At 64.1% G+C, this 22,886-nt stretch carries 22 protein-coding genes; 5 read left to right on the top strand and 17 right to left on the bottom strand.

Annotation, left to right across the window (positions count from 1 at the left end):
- Window positions 1-9: 9 nt before the first annotated feature.
- Window positions 10-2,091 carry a carboxy terminal-processing peptidase gene (locus CKW37_RS09515; RefSeq protein WP_177454410.1) on the bottom strand — a complete coding sequence of 694 codons (2,082 nt, stop codon included), beginning with the start codon at window positions 2,089-2,091 and terminating at the stop codon, window positions 10-12.
- Window positions 2,092-2,230: 139 nt separating this feature from the next.
- Between CKW37_RS09515 and CKW37_RS09520 the strand changes: the two genes are divergently transcribed.
- Window positions 2,231-3,193 carry an NAD(P)H-quinone oxidoreductase gene (locus CKW37_RS09520; RefSeq protein ID WP_095155449.1) on the top strand — a complete coding sequence of 321 codons (963 nt, stop codon included), beginning with the start codon at window positions 2,231-2,233 and terminating at the stop codon, window positions 3,191-3,193.
- 45 nt (window positions 3,194-3,238) lie between these two features.
- Here CKW37_RS09520 and CKW37_RS09525 read toward each other — a convergent pair whose 3' ends face one another.
- The 6 genes from CKW37_RS09525 to CKW37_RS09550 form a co-directional block, all read right to left on the bottom strand.
- A complete protein-coding gene (locus CKW37_RS09525) occupies window positions 3,239-3,892 on the bottom strand; it encodes an HAD family phosphatase (protein WP_095155450.1) in 654 nt (217 codons plus the stop codon).
- A gap of 23 nt (window positions 3,893-3,915) precedes the next feature.
- Window positions 3,916-4,905: an ABC transporter ATP-binding protein gene (locus tag CKW37_RS09530; RefSeq protein ID WP_095155451.1), complete on the bottom strand. Its 990-nt coding sequence runs from the start codon at window positions 4,903-4,905 to the stop codon at window positions 3,916-3,918.
- Between the two features lies 1 nt (window position 4,906).
- A complete protein-coding gene (locus tag CKW37_RS09535; protein WP_095155452.1) occupies window positions 4,907-5,704 on the bottom strand; it encodes an ABC transporter permease in 798 nt (265 codons plus the stop codon).
- Window positions 5,691-6,533 (bottom strand): ABC transporter permease subunit, encoded by an 843-nt coding sequence (locus tag CKW37_RS09540; RefSeq protein ID WP_095155453.1) that lies wholly within the window; start codon window positions 6,531-6,533, stop codon window positions 5,691-5,693. The genes CKW37_RS09535 and CKW37_RS09540 overlap by 14 nt, the downstream gene beginning before the upstream one ends.
- On the bottom strand, window positions 6,530-7,336 hold the full coding sequence (locus tag CKW37_RS09545; protein WP_095155454.1) for an alkaline phosphatase family protein: 807 nt from the start codon (window positions 7,334-7,336) through the stop codon (window positions 6,530-6,532). Before CKW37_RS09545 ends, CKW37_RS09540 begins: the two co-directional genes overlap by 4 nt.
- Before the next feature lie 100 nt (window positions 7,337-7,436).
- Window positions 7,437-8,501: an ABC transporter substrate-binding protein gene (locus CKW37_RS09550; RefSeq protein ID WP_095155455.1), complete on the bottom strand. Its 1,065-nt coding sequence runs from the start codon at window positions 8,499-8,501 to the stop codon at window positions 7,437-7,439.
- Window positions 8,502-8,849: 348 nt separating this feature from the next.
- On the opposite strand from CKW37_RS09550, the gene CKW37_RS09555 reads away from it, so the two are divergent.
- The gene (locus CKW37_RS09555) at window positions 8,850-9,563 is read left to right on the top strand and encodes a UTRA domain-containing protein (protein WP_095155456.1); all 714 of its coding nucleotides are present in this window, start codon (window positions 8,850-8,852) and stop codon (window positions 9,561-9,563) included.
- Here CKW37_RS09555 and CKW37_RS09560 read toward each other — a convergent pair.
- The 7 genes from CKW37_RS09560 to minC all read right to left on the bottom strand — a co-directional run bounded on the left by CKW37_RS09560 (window position 9,560) and on the right by minC (window position 16,215).
- Complete coding sequence (locus tag CKW37_RS09560; RefSeq protein WP_095155719.1) at window positions 9,560-11,719, bottom strand: mechanosensitive ion channel family protein; 2,160 nt, start codon at window positions 11,717-11,719, stop codon at window positions 9,560-9,562. The genes CKW37_RS09555 and CKW37_RS09560 overlap by 4 nt on opposite strands.
- Before the next feature lie 47 nt (window positions 11,720-11,766).
- Window positions 11,767-11,931 carry a hypothetical protein gene (locus CKW37_RS32955; protein WP_177454411.1) on the bottom strand — a complete coding sequence of 55 codons (165 nt, stop codon included), beginning with the start codon at window positions 11,929-11,931 and terminating at the stop codon, window positions 11,767-11,769.
- Between the two features lie 146 nt (window positions 11,932-12,077).
- Window positions 12,078-13,367, bottom strand: coding sequence for a M18 family aminopeptidase (locus CKW37_RS09565; protein WP_095155457.1), 1,290 nt, complete (start codon window positions 13,365-13,367; stop codon window positions 12,078-12,080).
- Between the two features lie 193 nt (window positions 13,368-13,560).
- Window positions 13,561-14,196 (bottom strand): RluA family pseudouridine synthase, encoded by a 636-nt coding sequence (locus CKW37_RS09570; protein ID WP_095155458.1) that lies wholly within the window; start codon window positions 14,194-14,196, stop codon window positions 13,561-13,563.
- Window positions 14,197-14,291: 95 nt separating this feature from the next.
- A complete protein-coding gene (minE, locus tag CKW37_RS09575; protein ID WP_095155459.1) occupies window positions 14,292-14,546 on the bottom strand; it encodes a cell division topological specificity factor MinE in 255 nt (84 codons plus the stop codon).
- A gap of 3 nt (window positions 14,547-14,549) precedes the next feature.
- Entirely contained in the window at window positions 14,550-15,362 is an 813-nt protein-coding gene (gene minD / locus CKW37_RS09580; protein WP_095155460.1) for a septum site-determining protein MinD, read from the bottom strand.
- A 100-nt stretch (window positions 15,363-15,462) separates the two neighbouring features.
- Window positions 15,463-16,215 carry a septum site-determining protein MinC gene (minC, locus tag CKW37_RS09585; RefSeq protein ID WP_095155461.1) on the bottom strand — a complete coding sequence of 251 codons (753 nt, stop codon included), beginning with the start codon at window positions 16,213-16,215 and terminating at the stop codon, window positions 15,463-15,465.
- A gap of 121 nt (window positions 16,216-16,336) precedes the next feature.
- On the opposite strand from minC, the gene CKW37_RS09590 reads away from it, so the two are divergent.
- Both CKW37_RS09590 and CKW37_RS09595 read left to right on the top strand, forming a co-directional pair.
- Window positions 16,337-17,263, top strand: coding sequence for a lipid A biosynthesis lauroyl acyltransferase (locus CKW37_RS09590; RefSeq protein WP_095155462.1), 927 nt, complete (start codon window positions 16,337-16,339; stop codon window positions 17,261-17,263).
- Window positions 17,264-17,296: 33 nt separating this feature from the next.
- Window positions 17,297-18,463, top strand: a complete 1,167-nt coding sequence (locus tag CKW37_RS09595) for a patatin-like phospholipase family protein (RefSeq protein WP_095155463.1) — start codon at window positions 17,297-17,299, stop codon at window positions 18,461-18,463.
- A gap of 4 nt (window positions 18,464-18,467) precedes the next feature.
- Here the strand turns inward: CKW37_RS09595 and CKW37_RS09600 are convergent, their stop codons facing one another.
- Together CKW37_RS09600 and CKW37_RS09605 are read right to left on the bottom strand one after the other, a co-directional pair.
- The gene (locus tag CKW37_RS09600; RefSeq protein WP_095155464.1) at window positions 18,468-19,253 is read right to left on the bottom strand and encodes a VacJ family lipoprotein; all 786 of its coding nucleotides are present in this window, start codon (window positions 19,251-19,253) and stop codon (window positions 18,468-18,470) included.
- Window positions 19,246-20,544: a serine/threonine protein kinase gene (locus CKW37_RS09605; protein ID WP_095155465.1), complete on the bottom strand. Its 1,299-nt coding sequence runs from the start codon at window positions 20,542-20,544 to the stop codon at window positions 19,246-19,248. Before CKW37_RS09605 ends, CKW37_RS09600 begins: the two co-directional genes overlap by 8 nt.
- A 246-nt stretch (window positions 20,545-20,790) precedes the next feature.
- Here CKW37_RS09605 and CKW37_RS09610 point away from each other — a divergent pair, with 246 nt between their 5' ends.
- On the top strand, window positions 20,791-21,153 hold the full coding sequence (locus CKW37_RS09610) for a hypothetical protein (RefSeq protein ID WP_095155720.1): 363 nt from the start codon (window positions 20,791-20,793) through the stop codon (window positions 21,151-21,153).
- 69 nt (window positions 21,154-21,222) lie between these two features.
- Here the strand turns inward: CKW37_RS09610 and CKW37_RS09615 are convergent, their stop codons facing one another.
- Complete coding sequence (locus CKW37_RS09615) at window positions 21,223-22,770, bottom strand: beta (1-6) glucans synthase (RefSeq protein ID WP_095155466.1); 1,548 nt, start codon at window positions 22,768-22,770, stop codon at window positions 21,223-21,225.
- Between the last annotated feature and the right edge of the window lie 116 nt (window positions 22,771-22,886).

Here is a 22,886-nt window from a genome sequence, read left to right on the forward strand (position 1 = left end):
AGCCACTTTTCAGTGCTTGGCCACCGCCGAATTCAGGCTCAGGTAGTCCAGCAGGATGCGCCCGGTTTCGCTCAGGTAAGCATCGTCTTCCGGCTTGGTATCGTCCGGCTCGGCGGGGATGGCGTCTTCGTCTTCCTTCTTCAGTTCCTTCAGCGGTTCCTCACCCTTGGCCTTGCGGCGGGTGTTTTCCAGGACCAGTTGCTTGTTTTCGATATCGGCGTGCTGCGCACGGCGCTCGACCTCGTTGAGGCTGACGGTCTTCTCGCTCATCAGCTTCTGGGTCAGGGCCAGGCGATCGCGAATGTAGACGAACTCCGGGTCCTTGGCGCTGCGGTCGTCGTGGCGGTTCTTGAGTTGCGCAAGGAACGGCTTGAACGGATCGCTGGCCGGTTTGATCGCCGGGCGGATGGTGTCCCACGGCATCGCTTCGGGCAGGGCGCTTTCGCCGATTTCCTTGGTGTCGATGATCGACGGGTAATCGATGTCAGGCAGTACGCCCTGGTGCTGGGTGCTCTGGCCGGACACGCGGTAGAACTTGGCCAGGGTCAGCTTCAGCTCGCCATGGTTGAGCGGCTGGATGGTCTGCACGGTGCCCTTGCCGAAGGTCTGGCCGCCGATGATCAGCGCGCGGTGGTAGTCCTGCATGGCGCCGGCGAAGATCTCCGAGGCCGAAGCCGAGAGGCGGTTGACCAGCAGTGCCAACGGACCTTTGTAGAAGGCGCCGCTGTTTTCGTCTTCAAGCACGTCCACGCGGCCGTCGCTGTTGCGCACCAGCACGGTCGGGCCCTTGTCGATGAACAGGCTGGTCAGCTCGGTAGCTTCCTGCAGGGAACCGCCGCCGTTGTTGCGCAGGTCGATGACCACGCCGTCGACTTTTTCCTTCTGCAGCTCGGTGAGCAGTTTCTTCACGTCGCGGGTGGTGCTCTTGTACTCCGGATCGCCGGCACGGAAGGCCTTGAAGTCGAGGTAGAAGGCCGGAATCTCGATGATGCCGAGCTTGTAGTCGCGGCCATCCTGCTTGAGGTTGAGCACGGATTTTTTCGCCGCCTGCTCTTCCAGCTTCACCGCTTCGCGGGTGATCGAGACGATCTTGCTGGTCTGGTCGTTCGGCGCGTTGTTCGCCGGAATCACTTCAAGGCGTACCACCGAGCCTTTCGGACCGCGGATCAGCTTGACCACTTCGTCCAGGCGCCAGCCGATCACGTCGACCATTTCCTTGTCGCCCTGGGCGACACCGATGATCTTGTCGGCGGGTGCGACTTGCTTGGTCTTGGCGGCAGGGCCGGCCGGTACCAGGCGCACGATCTTGACCTGGTCGTTGTCGCTCTGCAGCACTGCGCCGATACCTTCCAGCGACAGGCTCATGTTGATGTCGAAGTTTTCCGCGTTGTCCGGCGACAGGTAGTTGGTGTGCGGGTCGTAGGACTGGGCGAAGGTATTGATGTAGGCCTGGAAGATGTCTTCCGAACGGGTCTGGTCAAGGCGCGACAGTTGGTTCTTGTAGCGCTTGGTCAGCAGTTCCTGGATGGCCTTGGGTTCCTTGCCGGCGATCTTCAGGCGCAGCACTTCGTCTTTCAGACGTTTGCGCCACAGGTCATCCAGCTCGGCGTCGGTCTTCATCCACGGGGCGTCCTTGCGGTCCACCAGCAGGGTTTCGCTGACCGTGAAGTCGATCTTGTCGATGCCTTTGTTCAGCTCGGCCAGGGTGAAGTCGAGACGCGACTTCACGCGGTCCAGGTAGCGCTTGTAGATATCGAAGCCGGGCTCCAGGTTGCCGCTCTTGAGGAAGTCGTCGAACTGGGCCTTCCACTTGTCGAACTCGGCGATATCACCCGCGGTGAAGTAGATGCGCGCCGGGTCCAGCAGCTTGATGTAGCTGTCGTAGATGATGACCGAGCGGGCGTCGTTGAGGGGCGGCTTGCTGTAGTGGTGGCGCTTGAGCAACTCGACCACGTTCAGGCTGGCGACCACCTGGTCGCGGTCCGGGTGCAGCGATTCCCAACTGTTGGCGGCCAGTGCATTGCCCGCGAGGGGCAGGCTGCCAAGGCCGATCAGCAGGGCGAGGGCGGTGCTGGGAAGAAAGTGCTTCATGCTGATTCGACGCAGGGGCAATTGATAACGCATAGTGGGCCGTCTTTGAATTCGCCGGCTCCATGGAGCCGGTCGCATAATGCAAAAAGCCCGGGGCCACAGCACCCAGGCTCAGTCTTGACTCAACTATGGAGGCACTGTGAAGGCATTGCAAGGCGTTGAAGGACATGTGGAGTGGGTTGATACGACAAGTCCAACCTGCGATGTAGGTCAAGTACGAATTCGTGTTGCCGCTGCTGGTCTGAATCGCGCCGACCTGCTACAGCGTGCCGGTCTCTACCCGCCGCCGCCTGGCGCCAGTGAATACCTTGGCCTGGAATGCTCCGGGGTGATTACCGAGGTGGGTGCCGGTTCGTCGTGGCAGGTCGGTGACCGGGTCTGCGCGTTGCTGGCGGGCGGTGGCATGGCCGAGGAAGTGGTGGCTGATGCCCGTCATGTGATGGCCGTGCCAGACAGTCTGAGCTTGCACGAAGCGGCCGCGGTGCCTGAGGTGTACGCCACCGCCTGGCTCAATCTGTTCCAGCTTGGCGGCCTGAGGCCCGGTGAGAAGGTGTTGCTGCACGCCGGCGCCAGTGGCGTGGGCTCGGCAGCGATCCAGTTGTGCAAGGCCTTTGGCAGCCCGTGCTGGGTCAGTGTCGGTTCCGCCGAGCGCCTGGCGTATTGCGAAAGCCTGGGCGCCAGCGGTGGCGTGGTGCGTGGCGATGATCTGGAGGCGCTGAATGATTTCGCGCCGTTCGACGTAGTCCTCGATCCGGTGGGCGCCAGCTATGCGGCGCTGAACCTGAAGCTGCTGGGCCGCGATGGACGCTGGGTCATCATCGGCCTGATGGGCGGGCGCAAGGCCGATCTGGACCTCGCCCTGCTGCTGGGCAAGCGCATCCAGGTGACCGGCTCGACCCTGCGCAACCGCGACGATCAGTTCAAGGCGGACCTGCTCAGTGACCTGCAGCAGCAGGTGTGGCCGTTGTTCGCTGAAGGCCGGCTGAAGCCGCAACTGGTGCGCAGCTATCCGGTGAAGGACGCCGAAGCAGCCTTTGCGGAACTGGAGGGGAACCAGGTGTCCGGGAAGCTGGTGTTGGTGATCGATCCAGAACTGGTGTGATGGTCAGGGCCTCATCGCCGCGATGAGGCCCTCATTGGCCGCGAATCAGCTCCAGGCCAGCACCGGCCAGCCATTCTTCTCTGCATGCTCGCGCAACACCGGGTCCGGGTTGACCACATGCGGGTGATCCACCTTCAGCAACAGCGGCAGGTCATTGCGCGAGTCCGAATAGAAACTCGCCCCTTCCAGGTTCTCTTCTTCCTGATCCAGCCACTCCAGCAACCGGGTGATCTTGCCTTCGCGATAGGTGAGCACACCGCTGGTCTTGCCGCTGTACACGCCGTTGACCACTTCCAACTCGATCGCAAGAAACTCGTCGATGCCCAGCCGCGCCGCGATCGGCCCGACCAGGTGCGTGCCCGAGGCGGAGATCACCAGGATCCGGTCGCCCTTGCGCCGGTGCTCGGCGATGCAGCGGCAGGCGTCGCTGAAGATGATCGGCTCGATGACGTCCTCGACCCAGGGTTCCACCAGGTGCTCGACTTCCTCGGGCGTGCGGCCGGCCACGGGCTCCAGGCTGAACGCCATGTAGTCTTCCATGGCCAGGTGGCCCTTGCCGTAGGCTTCCATCAATTCATGGTCGCGGCGCAGGAAAGACGGGCCGTCGACCCAGCCCAGTCGGACCATCTGCTCGCTCCACAGCGAGGCGCAGTCGCCGTGGATCAGGGTTTCGTCGAGATCGAAGATCGCTAAAGCCATTCAAGAAAACTCCCGTGCATCCCCTACGCGACTTCGCGCAGGGCAGTTGGATCGATCGACAAGGATACCCGTTGTCCGTCCGGATAGAGATCTGCGGATGAGCGGTTCAGCACGTCCACCAGCAACTCGACGCCGCGGGCTTCGACCCGGTAGCGGATGATGTTGCCCAGCAGGCTGTGGCTGCGGACCTGGCCGTCCAGCTCGCCGTCGAGGCTCAGCGCGATGGCTTCCGGGCGGATCGCCAGGCGGGCGTTCACCGGACGCTGCAGCAGGCGGCTGGCGCTGTCGGCGTCGAGCAGGTTGTAGTTGCCGATGAAGCCCGCGGCAAAGGCGTCCACCGGCGCGGTATAGAGAGTTTCGGCGTCGCCGCTCTGGACAATCTTGCCCTGGTTCATCAGGAAGATGCGGTCGGACAGGGTCAGGGCTTCTTCTTGGTCGTGGGTGACGAACACCGTGGTCAGTCCCAGTTCACGCTGGATCTGGCGGATCTGTTCGCGCAGGTGCTTGCGAATCCGCGCGTCGAGGGCCGACAGCGGCTCGTCCAGCAACAGCAGGCGCGGCCGGGTCACCAGCGAGCGCGCCAACGCCACGCGCTGGCATTGCCCGCCGGAAAGCTGGTGCGGGTAGCGTCCGGCGAAGTCCTGTAGCTCGACCATGCGCAGGGCTTCCTGCACGCGGGTCTTGCTGTCGTCGCCCTTGACCTTCTGCATGCGCAGGCCGAAGGCGACGTTCTGCGCCACGGTCATGTTGGGGAACAGTGCGTAGCTCTGGAACACCATGCCGATCCCGCGTTTCTGCGGGCTCTGCGGGACCAGGTCGTGGCCGTCGAGAAGGATCTTGCCGCTGTCCACCGGGGTCAGCCCGGCGATGCAGCGCAGCAGGGTGGATTTGCCACAGCCGGACGGGCCGAGCAGGGTGATGAACTCGCCGCGCTGGATCTCGAAGTTGATGTCCTTGAACACCGGGCTGCCGGCGTAGGTCTTTTCCAGGTTCTGGATGCTGACGAAGCTCATATCAGGTCTTGTCCTTGTTCAGGCGGTTGGCTGCCCAGGTCAGCACCAGTACGAAGAGGAAGTAGGAAATCACCAGGGCACTGTTGAAGTGGCCGCTGCTGTTGCGCATGTTGTTGAGGTAGACCTGCAGGGTCTCGTAGCGGGTGCCCACCAGCAGGTTGGCGAAGACGAACTCGCCGAACAGGAACGAGAACGACAGTAGCAGCGCCACCATCAGGCCCTTGCGCAGGTTCGGCAGGACCACCAGGAACGCCGCCTGCCAGGTGCTGGCGCCGAGTAGTTGGGCGGCGTCCATCAGGTCACGCAGGTTGATCGCCTGGAGGTTGTTGGTGATCGCCCGGTACATGAACGGCAGGGCCACGGTGAAGTAGCAGCCGATCAGAATCCACGGCGTACCGACCATGGCCATCGGCCCCGAGCCGTAGAGTTGCAGCAGGCCCACCGAGGACACCACCGGCGGCACGGCGAAGGGCAGCAGGATAAGGATGTTCATCAGCGCGTCGAGCCGCGGGAAGTGGTAGTGCACCACGAACAGCAGCGGCAGGATCAGCAACACCGACAGCAGCAGCGCGCCAACGCAGACCAGCAGCGACTGGGCGAAGGCGGTGAGAAAGCGCGGGTCGCTCCACAGCGCCACGTACCATTTGAAGGTCAGGCCGCTGGGCAGCAGGCTCGCCGACCAACTGGTGGACAACGAATAGAGCAGGGTGCCGGCGAGCGGCAGCAACAGGATCAGGAACAGCACCCAGACCACCAGCCGGTGGTAGAGGCGGCTGGCCCCCGGTTCAGCGCGCAACATGGTAGCTCCTCTTCAGCAGCCATTGATGGACCAGGGTCACCAGGCTCATCAGCCCGACGAGGATGATCGCCAGGGCACTGGCCAGGTTCGGGTCGAGGGAAATATCACCGGCCACCAGCGCGGCGATGCGGATCGGCAGCACGTTGAAGTTGCCGGTGGTCAGCGCGTACACCGTGGCGTAGGCGCCGAGGGCGTTGGCCAGGAGGATGACGAAGGTGCCCAGCAGCGCCGGGGTCAGCACCGGCAGGCCGATATGCCGCCAGTACTGCCAGGCGTTGGCGCCGAGCAGCGCGGCCGACTCGCGCCAGTCTTCGCGCAGGGCATCGAAGGCCGGGTAGAGCAGCAGCACGCCGAGCGGAATCTGGAAGTAGGTATAGAGGATGATCAGCCCGGTCTTGGAATAGAGGTTGAAGTCCTCGATCAGCCCGGCCTGCTTGAGTGCCAGGGTCAGGGCGCCGTTGAAGCCGAGCAGGATGATGAAGGCGAAGGCCAGCGGCACCCCGGAGAAGTTGCTGGTCATGTTGGCGAAGGCGTTGACGAAATCCCGCAGGCGCGAGTCCACCCGCTGCAGCGAATAGGCGCCGAGCACCGCGATGACGATCCCGAACAGGCTCGACCAGAAGCTGATTTCCAGGCTGTGCTGGATCGCCTGGCGGTAGAACTTCGAGGCGAAGATCTTGCTGAAGTTGTCCAGGCCCCAGCCGCTTTCGGCTTGCAGACTGTGGATCGCCACCCAGGCCAGCGGGGCGATCTGGAAAATGATGAAGAACACTGCGAAGGGTAGCAGGCATAGCAGCGCCAGCCACTTGCCGCGGGTCAGCGGATTCACGAAAGCAACTCCCGGCAGAACGGTTTGTCGTGGGCCACACCGAGCAGTTCGCAGATGGTTCCGCACAGCTCGGTTTGCAGGGGCTTGGCGTTGGGGTCAAGGCTGAAGCCGTCGCCAAACACGAACAGCGGCACGTCACGTTCTTCCGGCAGCAGGCCGTTGTGCGAGCGGTCGTTGTTCATGCCGTGGTCGGCGGTCACCAGCACCTGATAGCCCTCGGCGAGCCAGGTGCCGAGGTAGTCGGCCAGGAGAATGTCGGCGCTGCGCGCGCTGTTGCGGTACTGGCTGCTGTCGAGGCCATGGCGGTGGCCGGCGTCGTCGATGTTCATCGGGTGCACCAGGAGAAAGCCGGGCCGGTACTTGCGCCGCAGGTATTCGGCATCGGCGAACAGGTGCGAGTCCGGGTAGTGGTCGGCGTAATAGAACAGGCCGTGCTGGATCGGCAGCTTGGGCGCGTTCGTGTGGCGATCGCGCACCGGGTCGAACGGCGTGCGGTTGTACAGCTCGCTGACCCAGTGATAGGCCGCCGCGGCGGTCCCCACGCCAGCATCGCGGGCGTAGTGGAAGATGCTGCGTTCGCTGGACAGGCGGGACACCTGGTTGTGCACGATGCCGCTGTCGATCGGTGGCACGCCGGTGAGGATGCATTCGTAGAGCGGGCGGGACAGCGCCGGAAGCTCGCATTCGAGGCGGTACAGCGCGGCGCGGTCAGCTTCGACGTAGGCGTGCAGGTGGCCCATGGCATGGTGCGCGACCTGGTGATTGAGACCGTCGAGCAGGACCAGGATGACGTTGTGGTTCATTGGAAGCTCCGAAAGCGGCGGTGCGGTCAATCGCGAGCAAGCTCGCTCCTACACGAACGACGCGATCGTCTGTAGGAGCGAGCTTGCTCGCGATAGGGCCTCACTCCATCTCGATGATGACCTGCTCCTGCCACTTCTGCGGCAGGGCCTTCGAGGTGGCTTCCCACGCTGCGGCATCCTTGATCGGTTGCGCGGCCTGGTATTGCTCGTTCGGCAGCAGCTTGGCCTGAACCTCGGCCGGCAGCTTCAGGTGGTCGGCGCGGATCGGCCGGGCGTGACCGATGGCCAGGTTGGTCTGGCCGGCATCGCTGAAGATGTATTCGCGGGTCAGCTTGGCAGCGTTCGGGTGCTTGGCGTATTTGTTGATGATGGTGGTGTAGCCGGAGATCACCGAGCCATCGGAGGGGATCAGCACTTCGAAGCGCTTCGGATCGATCTGCTCGCGGTAGCTCAGGCCGTTGAAGTCCCAGACCACGCCCACTTCGATCTCACCCTTCTCCAGCGTCTGGATGGTCGGGTTGGCCAGCGACAGGCGCTTCTGCTGGGCCAGCTTGGTGAACAGTTGCAGGCCCGGCTCGATGTTCTTCTCGTCACCCTTGTAGGCGATGGCTGCGGCCAGTACGCCGTTGGCGGCCTGGGCGGCGGTGCCGACGTCACCGATGGCGACCTTGTACTTGCCCTTTTCCAGGTCATGCCAGGTTTTCGGGATGTCTTCTTCCTTCACCAGTTGCTTGTTGACGATGAAGGCGATGGTGCCGGTATAGGCCAGCGCCCAATGGCCGTCCTGATCCTTGGCCCAGTCAGGCACCTGGTCCCAGGTGCTCGGCTTGTAGGGCTGGGTCACGCCCTTGGTCACGGCGATCGGCCCGAAGGCTGCGCCGACGTCACCGATATCGGCGCTGGCGTTGTCTTTCTCGGCGTCGAACTTGGCCACTTCCTGGGCCGAACTCATGTCGGTGTCCATGTGCTTGAGACCGTACTTGCTGGCCAGATCGGCCCAGGTCCCTTTCCAGTTGGCCCAGGCGTCGGGCATGCCGACGCTGTTCACGGTGCCTTCCTTGCGGGCAGCATCTTCGAGGGCTTTGAGATCAGTGTCGGCGGCGACGGCCGAGTGGGACAGGGCAATGCTCGCGCCTAACAGAGAGGCCAGGAAAAGCTGTTTCATCCGAAGCTCCTTAATGGGGTGCCTTGCAAAACGTGTAAGGGGTAAGACGTCGTTGCGGTTCGGTTGGTCTAGGTCAGCAATACCTGAGCCAAGGTAGGGAGTTCGCATGACAGTTTGATGTCGAGGCGCTAGCCCGAGGCCCGCCAACTGACCTTGGGGTTACAGCGTAGACCAGATGAAAAACCGCGCCCGACAAGGCTTTCTGCGGGGTTCGCAGGCCAGCATCAGGCGGCCTTGTCATCTACTGTTCATTTGTTTTGCCTAGGCTTGAGAGGTTGTCCGGCATTGCGTCGCTGCTCCGTCATGGGGCTGTGCACAGGCTGGACTAGTCCAGAAAGGAACCCGTTGATGCACGCACTGCCGCCACGCGCAGTAACAGCGATCTGCCATGCCCTGCAGGAGCAGATCGAACACGGCTTGCTCGCCTCGGGCTGCAAGCTGCCGGCCGAACGCAAGCTCAGTGAAGTGTTCGACACTACCCGCATCACCCTGCGTGAGGCGCTGGTGCAATTGGAGGCGCAGGGCCTGATTTACCGCGAAGAGCGGCGTGGCTGGTTTGTCGCGCCGCAGCGGCTGACCTACGACTTGATCGAGCGCAGCCACTTCCACGCCATGGTCCGCGACCAGGGTCGCACCCCGGCCACCGAGCTGCTGTCGGCGCGCTTGCTGCCGGCCGCGGCGGCAATCTGCGCGCGGCTACAGCGTCCGCCGTTGTCGAGCGTTATCCAGATCTGCCGTTTGCGGCGCATCGATGGGCGGGCGGTGCTGTATGCCGAGCACTACCTGAACCCGGATTACTTTCCGGGCATCCTTGAGCACGACCTCGGTCAGTCACTGACCGAAATCTATGCCCAGCACTACGACATCCATTACGGGCGGGTGCGTTTCGAGATATTGCCAACAGCCTTGCCAGCGGCGGCGGCTTCGGCGCTGAAGGTGACGCCGGGAAGTGCCGGCCTGCACATCACCCGGGTCAACAGCGACCAGGCGGGACGACTGATCGACTGTGACCTGGAGTACTGGCGGCACGACGCGATCCGCATTCGTGCCGACGCCGGCTAAGCGTTTTCAGTGCCGGTGGCCGGCGTGCTGCCGGGTGTGGTGAGGACCTGCACCGACAGGCGCGGGGTTGCGAGGTCCAGCCCGGCTTCGTCGAGGCGGCGCTTGAGCGCCAGGTTGAAGGCCCGCGAGACTTCCCACTGCTTGATCGGCGCGGTCTTGAACCGTGCCCGCAGAATCGCCGAGCCGGACTCGAAGCTTTCCACGCCCTGCAGCTCCAGCGGCGACCAGATGTTGCGGCGTTGCAGCGGGTCGTTGCGCATCTTCTGCCCGACATCGCGGATCAGGGTAATGGCCTGGTCGATGTTCATGCTGTGGGGGATGGCGATGCGGAAGATCGCGTAGCCGAACTCACGCGAGTAGTTCTTGATGCTCTTGATCTCGCTGAACGGGATGGTGTGGACGATGCCGTCGATGTCGCGCAGGCGCACGGTGCGGATGGTCAGGCCTTCGACGGTGCCGAGGTGGCCGCCGACATCGACGTAGTCGTCGATGGCCAGGGAGTCTTCGATGATGATGAACAGCCCGGTGATCAGGTCGGCCACCAGCGACTGTGCGCCGAAGCCGATCGCCAGGCCGATGACACCGGCACCGGCGAGCAGCGGGGTGACGTTCATGCCCATGTTCGCCAGGGCGACGATCAGCGCGATGATGAAAATCGCCACGAACAACACGTTGCGGATCAGCGGCATCATGGTTTGCGCGCGAGCATTGGCCAGGCCCTTGCGCGAGCGGGTGAGCGCGTGGTGCACGGCGGTGTCGGCGAGGATCCAGACCAGCCACGCGGCAACCAGGGTGCCAGCGAGTCCGACCAGGCGCATGGCGACTTCATGGCCGTCGCCTTCGGCGAAAGCGATCAGCGAAAAGCCCCAGACCCGCAGGCCGAGTTCGATGAACAGCAGCCAGATGGTCATGTGCAACAGGGTGTAGCCGAAGCTGCGCAGGCGCTCGGTATACACCGCCTGGCGCCGGTTGGCGCGGCGCGGCTTGAGGGCGTGGCGGCGAACCAGGCCATTGATCACCATGCACAGGATGACCAGCACGGTGCACATCAGCGACTGGCGCAACGCCGTGCTGGTGTCGCCGGCGGAAACGAAGGTGGCGAACAGGGAAATCCCCACCAGCACCAGCGCCGGCAGGAACCAGAACGTGCCGAGGATCTCGATGGTGTCACTCAGTGCCTTGCGCTTGATGCGCTGGGCCAGCGGCTGGTTGCGGATCAGGTGCGCGATGGGACGCCGGAAGCGCAGGATGAACAGCGCCGTCGACAAGGCCGCGAGCACATTGGCCAGGGTTGCCAGGGCATGGGCCAGGTGACCGCCGAGGGCGAGGGAAAGGCGCGGATCGTTCATTGCCTCGCCAAAGGCGGCGAAGCTACCGATCAGCCACAGTGGGCGGAAAGCCTGGTGCCGCAGGATATGCAGGGCGCGGTGGCGATGAGGGCCGTCCAGCAGGGAGAAGGCGATTACACAGATGGCCGAGAAGCAAGTGCCCACCACCAGTGCATAGGCCAGCACCATGGCCAGTGATTTGCCCAGCGACGAGGGCAGGGCGAAGCTCAGGTAGACGGTGATCACCAGCGCGACCAGCCAGGGTCCGAGCTTGCGCAGGGCGAAGCGCACCAGGTCCCAGGTGCGCGGGTGTTGTGGCAGTTCTTCGGTCAGGCCGAAGCGCAGGCGCACCTGGTGGCTGACCCAGTTCAGCGCGTAGGCCAGCAGGCTCCACAAGGCGATGATGGCGATGAAACCGAAGAACATCGCGGGCCATTGCTGCACCGGGACTTTCAATGCGACCAGTTCGATCTGCGCCAGCTCCATTTCCGCGGCCCAGCGCTTGAACGGGCTGGCCTCGCCGCTGAACTGCTTTTCCAGCTCGGCGAAGGTGCTGCCGATCAATCCCAGCACACCCTGTTCCGGCTCGGGCTGGGCTTTGCGGGTGCTGTCACGAAGCTTCTTCAGGTCGTTGAGCAGGCGAGTGCGTTGCTGGTCGTTTTCCAGGGTGGTGATGACTTCATCGAGGGACTTGCCCAGCGGTTCGCTGGCTTGCGGCTGCGCTGTGCCGCCACCGCCGAGCAGGCTGGGCAGGCCGGCCGCATGCACCGGTCCAAGGGCACCGAACAACAACAGGAAAAGGGCGAGACAACGCAGGAAGGCAGGCACCGGACGATCAACCTCAAACACGTGATCGGCGCAGTGTAGAGCATTTGTCAGGCGAGTTTCTCGAGGATCTTCCAGACCATGATGCCGAGTATCGACAGCATGCCCAGCCACATCATCAGTACCCCGTAATTGCTTTCACGCTTGCTGAAGCCGATGGTCAGCAGGATCAGGCCGGCGAGCACCGGGAGGAACATCGATTGAAACGCGGACATGCGCAAGATCCTTCTTTTTCCTGGGAAATGTCAGGCATCAGCATAGGCGCAAAGCGGCGGGAGCGGTTTGACCGGTGTCACAGTCCGCGCAAACGGGGCGCCCGCGCGGTTTGGAAAACGGCGGGGCAGAGTGCCCCGCGTCGACTTCAGGGCAGCTCGCGGCTGCGGTAGAAGGCGGTCAGCACCTTGACCAGATGCGCCAGGTCCTGGCTGCCGCACAGCTCGCGGATCGAGTGCATGGCGAAGGTCGGCAGGCCGATATCGACGGTGCGCACGCCCAGGTTGCTGGCGATGATCGGGCCGATGGTCGAGCCGCAGCCCATATCGCTACGGACCACGAAGCTCTGCACCGGGACTTCCTCGGCCATGCACAGGTGGCGGAAGAAACCGGCGGTTTCGCTGTTGGTGGCGTAGCGCTGGTTGTTGTTGACCTTGATCACCGGGCCGGCGTTGAGTTTCGGGCCGTGGTTGCCGTCGTGCTTGTCGGCGTAGTTGGGGTGCACGCCGTGGGCGTTGTCGGCCGAGACCAGCAGCGAGCGCTGGATGCTGCGCACGAACTCGTCGCCATCCGGCAGCAGGCGGCGCAGGGTCTGCTCCAGCATCGGGCCGTCGGCACCGCAGGCCGAGCACGAACCGACTTCTTCGTGGTCGGTGCAGACCAGCACGCAGGTTTCGTCGCTGTCGGCATTGAGCAGCGCTTGCAGGCCGGCGTAGCAGGAGAGCAGGTTGTCCAGCCGCGCGCCGGCGATGAACTCGCCGTGCAGGCCGATCAATGCGGCGTCCTGGGTGTCGTAGAAGCTCAGTTCGTAATCCAGCACCACGTCGGCGTTGAGACCGTGTTCGCGGGCCAGTTGCTCGGTGAGCAGGGCGCGGAAGTCGACGCGTTCGTCACCGGCGACCTGCGCCAGGATCGGCGGCAGTTCCAGTTGCGGATTGATCGCCCAGCCTTCGTTGGCGGTGCGGTTGAGGTGGATCGCCAGGTTGGGGATCACGGCGATCGGCAGCTTGAAGTCCACCAGTTGGCTTTCCACCTTGCCGTCGCGGCGGAAGGTGACGCGGCCGGCCAGCGACAGGTCGCGGTCGAACCAGGGCGCGAGCAGCGCGCCGCCGTAGACTTCCACGCCCAGTTGCCAGAAACCGTGGCGTTGCAGTTCCGGCTGTGGCTTGACCCGCAGGCACGGGCTGTCGGTGTGGGCGCCGACCAGGCGGATGCCGTCGAGCAGCGGCGAATGGCGGCCGAGCTTGAAGGCGATGATCGAAGAGTCGTTGCGGGTCAGGTAGTAGCGACCGCCGGGCACCGTGGCCCAACTGTCGCGCTCGTCCAGGCGCTGGTAGCCGGCGGCGTCGAGGCGCTGGGCCAGGCTGGCGGTGGCGTGGAAGGGCGTGGGGGAGGCTTTGAGGAAATCAATCAGGCCTTGGTTCAGGGCGTCGCGCATAAGTCACTCCAGACAGCAGTGGGCGCGAGTTTAACGCAGATGGTCGAGGGCTGACGCGGGTTTTTGTGGGGGCGAAGGGGGTGCGTGGCAGGCGGGGCGGGGCTTCGCGAGCAAGCTCGCTCCTACGAAGGATCACGGCATGGCCTGTAGGAGCGAGCTTGCTCGCGATGGCCTTCAAAGTAGGCCTGAATTGTCAGAACGGCGCCGGACACTCGAACTTCAGGCGCTTACCCGTCACCGGGTGGGTGAAGCTCAGCATGCTGGCGTGCAGGCACAGCCGTTCGTGGGCGGCCAGGGCTTCGGGGTTGGCGTACAGGCGGTCACCCAGAAGCGGATGCCCGATCGACAGCATGTGCACGCGCAGTTGATGCGAACGCCCGGTAATCGGCGTCAGCTCGACCCGGCAGTGGTCGCCGCAGCGTTCGACGATGCGCCAGAAGGTCAAGGCATGTTTGCCTTGCTCGTGATCGACCACGTGGCGCGGCTTGGTCGGCGGGTCGTAGCGCAACGGCAGGTCGATGCTGCCGCTGTCACGCTCCGGCTGGCCCCAGCACAGTGCGGTGTAGGCCTTCTCGGTTTCGCGGTCGTGGAACTGCCGCGACAGCTCGCGGTGGCTGTCGGCGTCGCGGGCGAGGAGGATGATCCCCGAGGTTTCCCAGTCCAGGCGGTGGACGATCAGGGCGTCGGGATAGCCGTTTTCCTGCAGGCGGGTGATCAGGCAGTCCTTGTTGTCGTCGGCCCGGCCGGGCACCGAGAGCAACAGGGTCGGTTTGTTGATCACCAGGATGGCGTCATCCTCGTGCAGGATGTGAACGTTGGACAGCGGCATTGCGTGTTCTCTGCAAACGCCAACGGCGACGGTCGAACCCGGGCTTGCGCAGCCCGGGCCCGGCCGTCGCCGTGGCAGGTTACCCGCAGACGCTATCAGCGCTCGGGCAGGGTGATGTTCAGTTCCAGGATCGAGCAGCTGCCCTGGTTCTCCAGAGCGACCTGCACATCATCGTTGCCGATGTTGACGTACTTGCGGATCACTTCGACCAGTTCCTTTTGCAGGGCTGGCAGGTAGTCCGGGGTACTGCGCTGACCGCGCTCGTGCGCCACGATGATCTGTAGACGCTCTTTCGCAACCGACGCGGAGCTCTGCTTTTTGTTGGCACGAAAGAAGTCAAAAAGGTTCATGGTTCAGTTGCCTCCAAACAGGCGCTCGAAGAATCCCTTCTTCTGTACATCGAGGAACCGGTGTTCCACGGTTTTGCCCAACAGGCGGTCGACAGTGTCGCTGTACGCCTGGCCGGCATCGCTCTGGTCGTCGAGGATGACCGGGACGCCTTGGTTGGAGGCCTTGAGCACGGCCTGGGATTCGGGAATGACACCGAGCAGGGCGACCGAGAGGATCTCCTTGACGTCTTCGACGCCAAGCATCTCGCCCTTGCTGACGCGCTCGGGGTGGTAACGGGTGATCAGCAGGTGTTCCTTGATCGGGTCTTCGTTGCGCTCGGCGCGGCGCGATTTGCTGGCCAAGAGGCCCAGCATGCGGTCCGAGTCACGTACCGAGGACACTTCAGGGTTGGTCACGACGATGGCTTCGTCAGCGAAGTACATCGCCAGGTGCGCGCCCTTCTCGATACCGGCCGGGGAGTCGCAGACCACGTATTCGAAGTTTTCCTTCAGTTCCATCAGGACCTTTTCGACGCCTTCGACGGTCAGCGCGTCCTTGTCACGGGTCTGGCTGGCGGCCAGCACGTACAGGTTTTCCAGGCGCTTGTCCTTGATCAGGGCTTGCTGCAGGTTGGCTTCGCCGTTGACCACGTTGACGAAGTCGTACACCACGCGGCGTTCGCAGCCCATGATCAGGTCGAGGTTACGCAGGCCGACGTCGAAGTCGACGATCACTGTCTTGTGGCCGCGCAGCGCGAGACCGGTACCGATGGCGGCACTGGTGGTGGTTTTGCCCACACCACCCTTGCCGGAAGTAACCACGAGAATCTTGGCCAAGGTGTATCACCCCTAAAAATGATGAAAAAGGACGATCGGTCCCAAAATACAAAAACGGCAACATCTGACTAAGTTGCGCGGAAAATGGCGGCAGTATCCGTTAAAGGCGGGTGATGTTCAACACGTCACCGGACAGGCTGACCTGCACGCCGGCACCCCACAGAGGGTCACGGCGCAGGTCTTCGGAGACCTTGTATTGCCCGGCGATGGAGACCAGTTCGGCGGTCATCTGCTGGCAGAAAATCCGCGCCTTGGTATTGCCCTTGATACCTGCCAGTGCACGCCCCCGCATTGGCCCGTACACATGGATGTTGCCATCGGCGAGAAGTTCCGCGCCGGGGCTGACCGCCGATATCACTACCAGATCGCCACCTTGAGCATAGATCTGTTGGCCGCCGCGTACAGGCGAGGTGATGATCTTGGTCGGGCGGACGGTCGGTTCGGGCGGTGGAGGCGGCGCCGGGGCCGGTTCGGGCTTCTTCACCACCTCGACTTCCGGCTCCACCGGCCGCTCGCGGGCGCCGGACGGTGGCAGCACCGGCAGGTCGATGGCGATGGCGGCGGCGATGTCCTCGATGCGGCTGGCGCGGATCGCCAGCGTGCGCAGCCCGTGCTGGCGGCAGACCCGCATCAGCCCCGGCAGGTCCACCGCGCCTTCGCCGGGCGGCAGCTTGTCCAGCGCCAGCACCAGCGGGGTGTTGCTGAAGAAGTTCGGCGCCTGGGCCACCTTGGCCGCCAGTTGCCGGTCGAGTCCTTCGAGGTTGTTCCGGGCAAGCTCCAGCACCGTGATGGCGAGCATGCTGCCCTTGAGCTGGAACACGGGGGCTTGGTCGGGCGTCGGGGTCTGGCTCATGTCTGCGTCGAGGCGCCTTGTTGCGAAAAAAGTGCCCAGACTTATAACGAGAACGCCGGTTAGCCGCAACCCGCGCCGAACCGTTGTAGAATGCCCGGCCTTTTTCTTTCCGGAATCTTGAATGGATCGCCCGCGTTTTCGTCCTTATTTCCTGCACCCGCGTTTCTGGCCGCTGTGGCTGGGGCTCGGGCTGCTCTGGCTGATCGTCCAGCTTCCGTACCCGGTTTTGCTGGGCATCGGTCGTGTCCTCGGTGCGTTGATGTACCGCGTGGCCGGTGCTCGTCGGGCGATTGCGGCGCGCAACCTGGAACTGTGTTTCCCGGAACTGCCGTCCGTCGAACGCAAGCGCCTGTTAAAGGAAAACTTCGCGTCCACCGGCATCGCCTTCTTCGAAATGGCCATGAGCTGGTGGTGGCCAAAGGCCCGGCTGGCGCGCCTGGCGCATATCGAGGGGCTGGAGCATTTGCAGGCCGCGCAGCGTGATGGCCAGGGCGCCATCCTCATGGCCCTGCATTTCACCACCCTGGAGATTGGCGCGGCGCTGCTGGGCCAGGTCCACACCATCGACGGCATGTACCGCGAGCACAAGAACCCGCTGTTCGACCTGATCCAGCGCCGCGGCCGCGAGCGTCATAACCTCGATTCGCTGGCGGTGGAGCGTGAGGATGTGCGCGGCATGCTCAAGCTGCTGCGTGCCGGCCGGGCGATCTGGTACGCGCCGGACCAGGATTACGGCGCCAAGCAGAGCCTGTTCGTGCCGCTGTTCGGCATCCAGGCGGCAACCGTGACCGCCACCACCAAGTTCGCCCGCCTGGGCCGGGCCCGAGTGATTCCGTTCACTCAGGAGCGGCTGGCCGACGGCAGTGGTTACCGGCTGGTGATTCACCCGCCGCTTGCGGACTTCCCCGGAGAAACCGAAGAAGCCGACTGCCTGCGCATCAACCAGTGGATCGAGCAGGCGCTGCGGGCCTGCCCGGAGCAGTACCTGTGGGCGCATCGGCGCTTCAAGTCGCGCCCGCCAGGAGAGCCGAAGCTGTATCGGCGTTAAGCGCGGCGCACATTTATCTCAGGGAGCACGAGCATGGCAGCAGCAGAACCGGTCACCGGCCTGATCCTTTCCGGTGGTGGCGCCCGTGCCGCCTATCAGGTCGGGGTTCTGGCAGGGATCGCCGATCTGCTGCCGCAGGGCGCATCCAATCCCTTCCCGGTAATCGTCGGCACCTCCGCGGGCGCCATCAATGCGGTGACGCTGGCCAGCGGCGCCCTGCATTTCGCCGAGGCGATCCGGCGTCTGACCAGCTTCTGGCAGGGCTTTCGCAGCCATCAGGTGCTGCGCAGCGATTGGCCCGGCGTGATGCGCCAGGCCAGCCGTTTCGTCGGCCACAGCCTGCTCGGCCTCGGCCGGCAAGTGCCGGTGGCGCTGCTCGACAGCTCGCCGTTGCGCGGCCTGCTCAACGAACACCTCGACCTGCGAGGCATCGGTCACGCCATCGAGCAGCACTGTCTGCGCGCGGTGGCGGTGACCGCGTTTGGCTATGAGTCGGGGCAGGCGGTGACCTTTTATCAGGGCCGCGGCGCGATCGATCCCTGGTTGCGCCATCGGCGTATCGGCGTGCCGACCCGCTTGAGCGTCGAGCACCTGCTGGCCAGTTCGGCGATCCCGCTGCTGTTCGCGCCGGTCAAGCTGGGTCACGAGTATTACGGCGACGGCGCGGTGCGCCAGTCGGCACCGATCAGCCCGGCGCTGCACCTGGGGGCGAGTCGCATCCTGGTGGTCGGGGTCAGCGGTAACCCGCGCGGGCCCTCGGTCAGCGAGCCGGTCCAGCGTATTTACAGCGGCCAGCCGCCCAGCCTGGCGCAGATCGGCGGGCATCTGCTCAACAGCACCTTTATCGACAGCCTGGAAGACGATCTGGAATTGTTGCAGCGCCTCAATCACCTGAGTCACTTGGTGCCGGAGCAGGCTTATCCGCGCCGACTCGGATTGGAGCCGGTGGAGGTGCTGGTGGTGGCGCCGAGTCAGCCACTGGACGAGATCGCCGCGCGCCATCGTCGCGAACTGCCGGCGGCCCTGCGCCTGTTCTTGCGCGGCCCGGGCGCGACCAAGACCAGCGGGGCCGGGGTGCTCAGCTATTTGCTGTTCGAAGCTGGCTATTGCAGCGAACTGATCGAACTCGGCCGGCGTGATGCCCTGGCCAAGCGCGATCAGCTATGCGCCTTCCTTGGCTTGCCAACCGTCCGCGCCTGAACCCTCACTCGGCGATCTGCAGGTGCCGCGCCTCGGTGTAGACGTAGCGCACCTTCTCGTACTCGAACGGCGAATTCATCTGGCCATAGCGGAACGCGGTGGTGTAGCGCCGGTCGATGGCGCGCAGCACCCACAGTTCGGGGTGGTTGCTGCTGACTTCGGCGACGTTGAGGAAGTTGATCTGGTTCTCGGCGCTGTAGTCCACCACCAGCCCGCCGGTGTCGCGCAGGTTCGACGGGCCGAGGATCGGCAGCATCAGGTACGGGCCGTCCGGCACGCCATAGAAGCCCAGGGTCTGGCCGAAGTCCTCGTTCTGTTTCGGCACGCCCATCATGGTTGCCGGGTCCCACAGGCCGAAAACACCGATGGTGGTGTTGACCAGCAGCCGTGCGGTGATGTCCAGCGAGCGCTTGCCCTTGAACTGCAACAGGCTGTTGAGCAGGTTCGGCACGTCGCCGATGTTGCTGAAGAAGTTGCTCACGCCGCTGCGCACGAACTGCGGGGTGACGTAGCGGTAGCCATTGACCACCGGCAGGAACACCCACTCGTCGAAGCGGTAGTTGAAGTGATAGACCCGGCGGTTCCAGGACTCCAGCGGGTCGTAGACGGCGAGGGCGTTGAGCGTCGAACGTTCGAATTCGCGCTGGTCCAGGCCGGGGTTGAATTTCAGCTCCTTGAGCGGCTCGGTGAAGCCGTCGGTGTCGATGACGCTGGCCGCGGGCGCGGGTTCGTCGGCGAACGCCGGGCCGGCGGACAGCAGCAGGGCGGTGATCAGCAGGCGTTTAACCACGGAAGAACTCCAGCATGGCGTCGCTGTTGACGCGGTAGTTGAGGTTGCCGCAATGGCCGCCATGGGGGTACAGGGTGAGTCGGTCGCCGAAGGTCTTGCGCAGGAAACCGATATCGCCGGGGCCGAGGATCAGGTCGTCGGCGTTGTGCATCACGGCGATCTTCGGCGTCTTGCTCAGGTAGTCCTGCAGGGCGTAGAGGCTCACCTGGTCGATCAATTGCAACAGGCTGCCGCCGTCGGTGCGGGCGCGCCACATGGGGATCACCTGCTCGGTCAGGTAGCAGTCGAAATCGCATTGCAGCGCACGCTTGAAGAACGGGGTCAGGCTGCTGCCTTCGGTGATCGGGAATTTCGGTGGGATGATCAGGCCGCGGCGGTTGATCAGGTCCGAGGTGAAGGCGATATCGGCCGCAGAGAAGCGGAACGACGTGCCGATCAGCATGGCCATCTGCTCGTTGCTCAGGTGCTGGCGCGATTGCTGGAAGTCGTAGAGCAGGGCGTCGTTGAGGTCGATGTAGCCTTTCTGCTGGAAGTAGCGGGTCAGCTTGTTGAGCACCAGTTCATAGAAGGTGGTGTGGCTGGTCACGCCCTTGACCTCGGTCTGCACCAGGCGGTCGAGGTTGCTGATGGAGGTGTAGAGGTTCACCGGCGGGTTGAGCAGCAGCACGCGCTTGAAGTTGAAGCTGCGCCGGGTCTCGTCCAGGTGGCTGACGAATGCCGCGTCCAGCGCGCCGAGGCTGTAGCCGCTGAGGTAGAACTCCTTGATTGGCAGCCGCGGGTGTTGGGCGCGCACGCCCTGCATCACCCGGTAGAGGTCTTCGGCGTCTTCGGTGCTGACGCCGGGAGTGGCGAAGCGCGACGCGGCGCTGATGAAGTCGAAGCTGGTCGGCGAGGACAACTGCACCACGTGGTAGCCGGCCTTGTAATAAAGGCGCTTGAGGTATTCGTTGATGCTGGCGTTGTAGCGTGCGCCGGTGCCGGCGATGAGGAAGATCAGCGGTGCTTCGTGGTCCTGGCGGGCCAGGCGGTAGCGCAGTTTTTTCACCGGCCAGAAATTGTCCGGCAGGGTGAAGGCGCGTTCCGGGCGCACGTTCAGGTCGTAGTCGGACTGCGTGATGTCATCGTCGGTGGGCAGTTCCGGGCGCATGTCCGGCGGCGTGGTGGCGATAGTCGCCTCGAAGGGGTTGGTCAGCGGATAGCCGTAGGTGGCGGCATCGATGTCCGCCGCCGACGCGGCCGCACACAACAGAAGGCCGCCCAACAGGGCAGCGAGGCGCAGTGGTCGAAACATGACGGATCCCCAGAAAAAGGCACGAAAGCGTGGTGCGTAGTCCAGCCTAGGACATCTGTGTTACCGGCAAAGTTGCCGGGTGCCACGGTATTTGTCGTCCCGGATGTTGCCGTGACGGGCTTGGACTCTGCAACAATTGGTTCCATTTATCCTGGCGTTAAAAGTAGTCGAGGCTGGCGCTTTCGCCTTGCGCAGACCGCCTGGAGGATTATGCTGGGCGCCGATTTTTCTGATTTTGGAGTCACCATGTCTCAGCGTTTGCCACTTATCGCCTTGTTGCTGTTCGTGCCGTTGTGGCTGGCCGCCAGTTATGGGGTTCGCTACGGGTTCATGGAGGATCCGCAGTGGGTGGGGGTCTGCTCGGCGCAGGTGCAGGTATGGGAATGCTCGGTGCGTTCGACGCTGGGCCTGACCATTCACTTCCGGATTCTGGCGTGGCTGGCGTTGGGACTGGCGCTGCTGGGGACGGTCGTGGCGCACCGGGCCGGGCGCTGGCTGGCGGTGCTGGCGCTGGTGGCGGGGATTCCGGCGCTGGTGTTGTACACCGCGAGTATCGCGGTGTTTGCGGTGGTGCTGGCGGGGTTGCGTTTGGTTCGTCGGGCCAGATGAGCCGCGCCCTTTGACAGGGCATTTGAGGGCCTCATCGCTGCCGAACCGCAGCGATGAGGACCGAAAGGACTATCGGGTTTTCAGGCAGCGCCACAACGCAGCGACCATCAACACACTGACCACCGCCCAGCCCCAGGCCTGCAGGCTTTCCAATCCTTCGCGATACAACTGCGGTCCGATCCCGGCACCGACGATCAAGGTCAACAGCGCTACTTCAGCCCGCGCCACCTTCACTGGACGCAGCAGGTAAACCAGTGCCGGCAATACGAACGCGGCACTCGGGAAACTGCGATAGCGCGGATCGAACACCAGCGCCAGCATGCTCACCGCCGCGGCAAAGCCCGCCGCCAGTACCCACCAGCCCGCACGGGCTTCCAGCCAGGCGAAGGTTCGCTCACGCCAGCCACTGCGCGATGCCAGGGCGAGCGTGCCATGGGCCAGCACGATCAGGTTGAGCCCCACCAGCAGCACCACCCACAACCATTCGCCGAAGAAGCGGCTGTTGGTCCGCGCCAGTTCGCCCCACAGGCCGATGCTGGCGGCACCTATCGCTGCCAGCAGCGGCAGGGCCAGGGCGTTGCGGGTGCTGCGGACCGGGCCCGCCAGCACCAGGGTGGCGAGGAACAGCGCGACGCTGGCGGCCAGCCACTGCGGCCACAACGCCAGGTTGCTCACCGGGCCTTCGAGTACGCCCTTGTCGTGGCGATCGGCGTCGTACAGGCCCCAGTAACCGCCTACCGCGCCTTCGCTGGCGCGTTTCCACGGTTGGTCGAAGGCTTCGATCAGGTTGTAGTGCCAGCCGTTCTTTTCCGCCATGGCGACGAAACCACGGATAAAGCGCGCTTCGTTGACCCGGCTTGGCACCGCGGTTTCGCGCTGGCGGCCCTCGCTGGGCCAGCCGGTTTCACCGATCAGGATGTCCTTGGGCGCGAACTGGTTGCCGAACACCTGGCGGATCTCGCCGACATGGGCCAGCGCGTCGTCGATGCCGCGTGGATCATCTTCCCAGTAGGGCAGCAGGTGAATCGTGAGGAAGTCCACCGCCGGGGCGATTTGCGGGTGCTGCAGCCAGAACTCCCAGACATCGGCGTAGGTCACGGGCACCTGGACCTGGCTTTTCACCCGGCCGATCAATTCGGCAAGGCGGTCGCCGGTGATCTCTTTGCGCAGCAGCGTTTCGTTGCCGACGATCACTGCGCGGACCACATCCTGGTTGGCGTTGGCCGAGGCGATCAGTGCCTTGATTTCCTTGTCGGTATCCACCGGGTTGCCGTTGACCCAGGCTCCGAGCATCACTTTCAGCCCGTACTTGCGGGCGATATCGGGGATGCCTTCAAGGCCGGTCATGGAATAGGTGCGGATGCATTCGAAGCGTTTCGACAGCAGCGCGAGGTCGGCGTCGATGCGTTCCGGGCGCAGGGTGAAGGGCTGGTCGAAGGGCGACTGGTCCTTGTCGAACGGGGTGTAGGAGGCGCACTGCAATTTGTGCGTGGCGCTGGCGGCATCCGGCAGCACCACCGGCTTGCCGAGCCCGTACCAGAGGCCCGCGAGGGCGAACAGGCCGAGCAGGCAGGCGAACAGATAAGGGGGGAGCGCAAAGCGGGCGGTCGAGGACATGGAACGATCCGGTGAGGCAACAAAGCCGCCAATACTACCCGTAAACACCGGCGGTTTTGCCTTTGGCATGCAAAGTTCGGGCGGGCTTTGCGCAGGGCCCCGGGATTGCGGGCGGT

This window comes from Pseudomonas sp. Irchel 3E13 (assembly GCF_900187455.1).
Taxonomy (GTDB): domain Bacteria; phylum Pseudomonadota; class Gammaproteobacteria; order Pseudomonadales; family Pseudomonadaceae; genus Aquipseudomonas.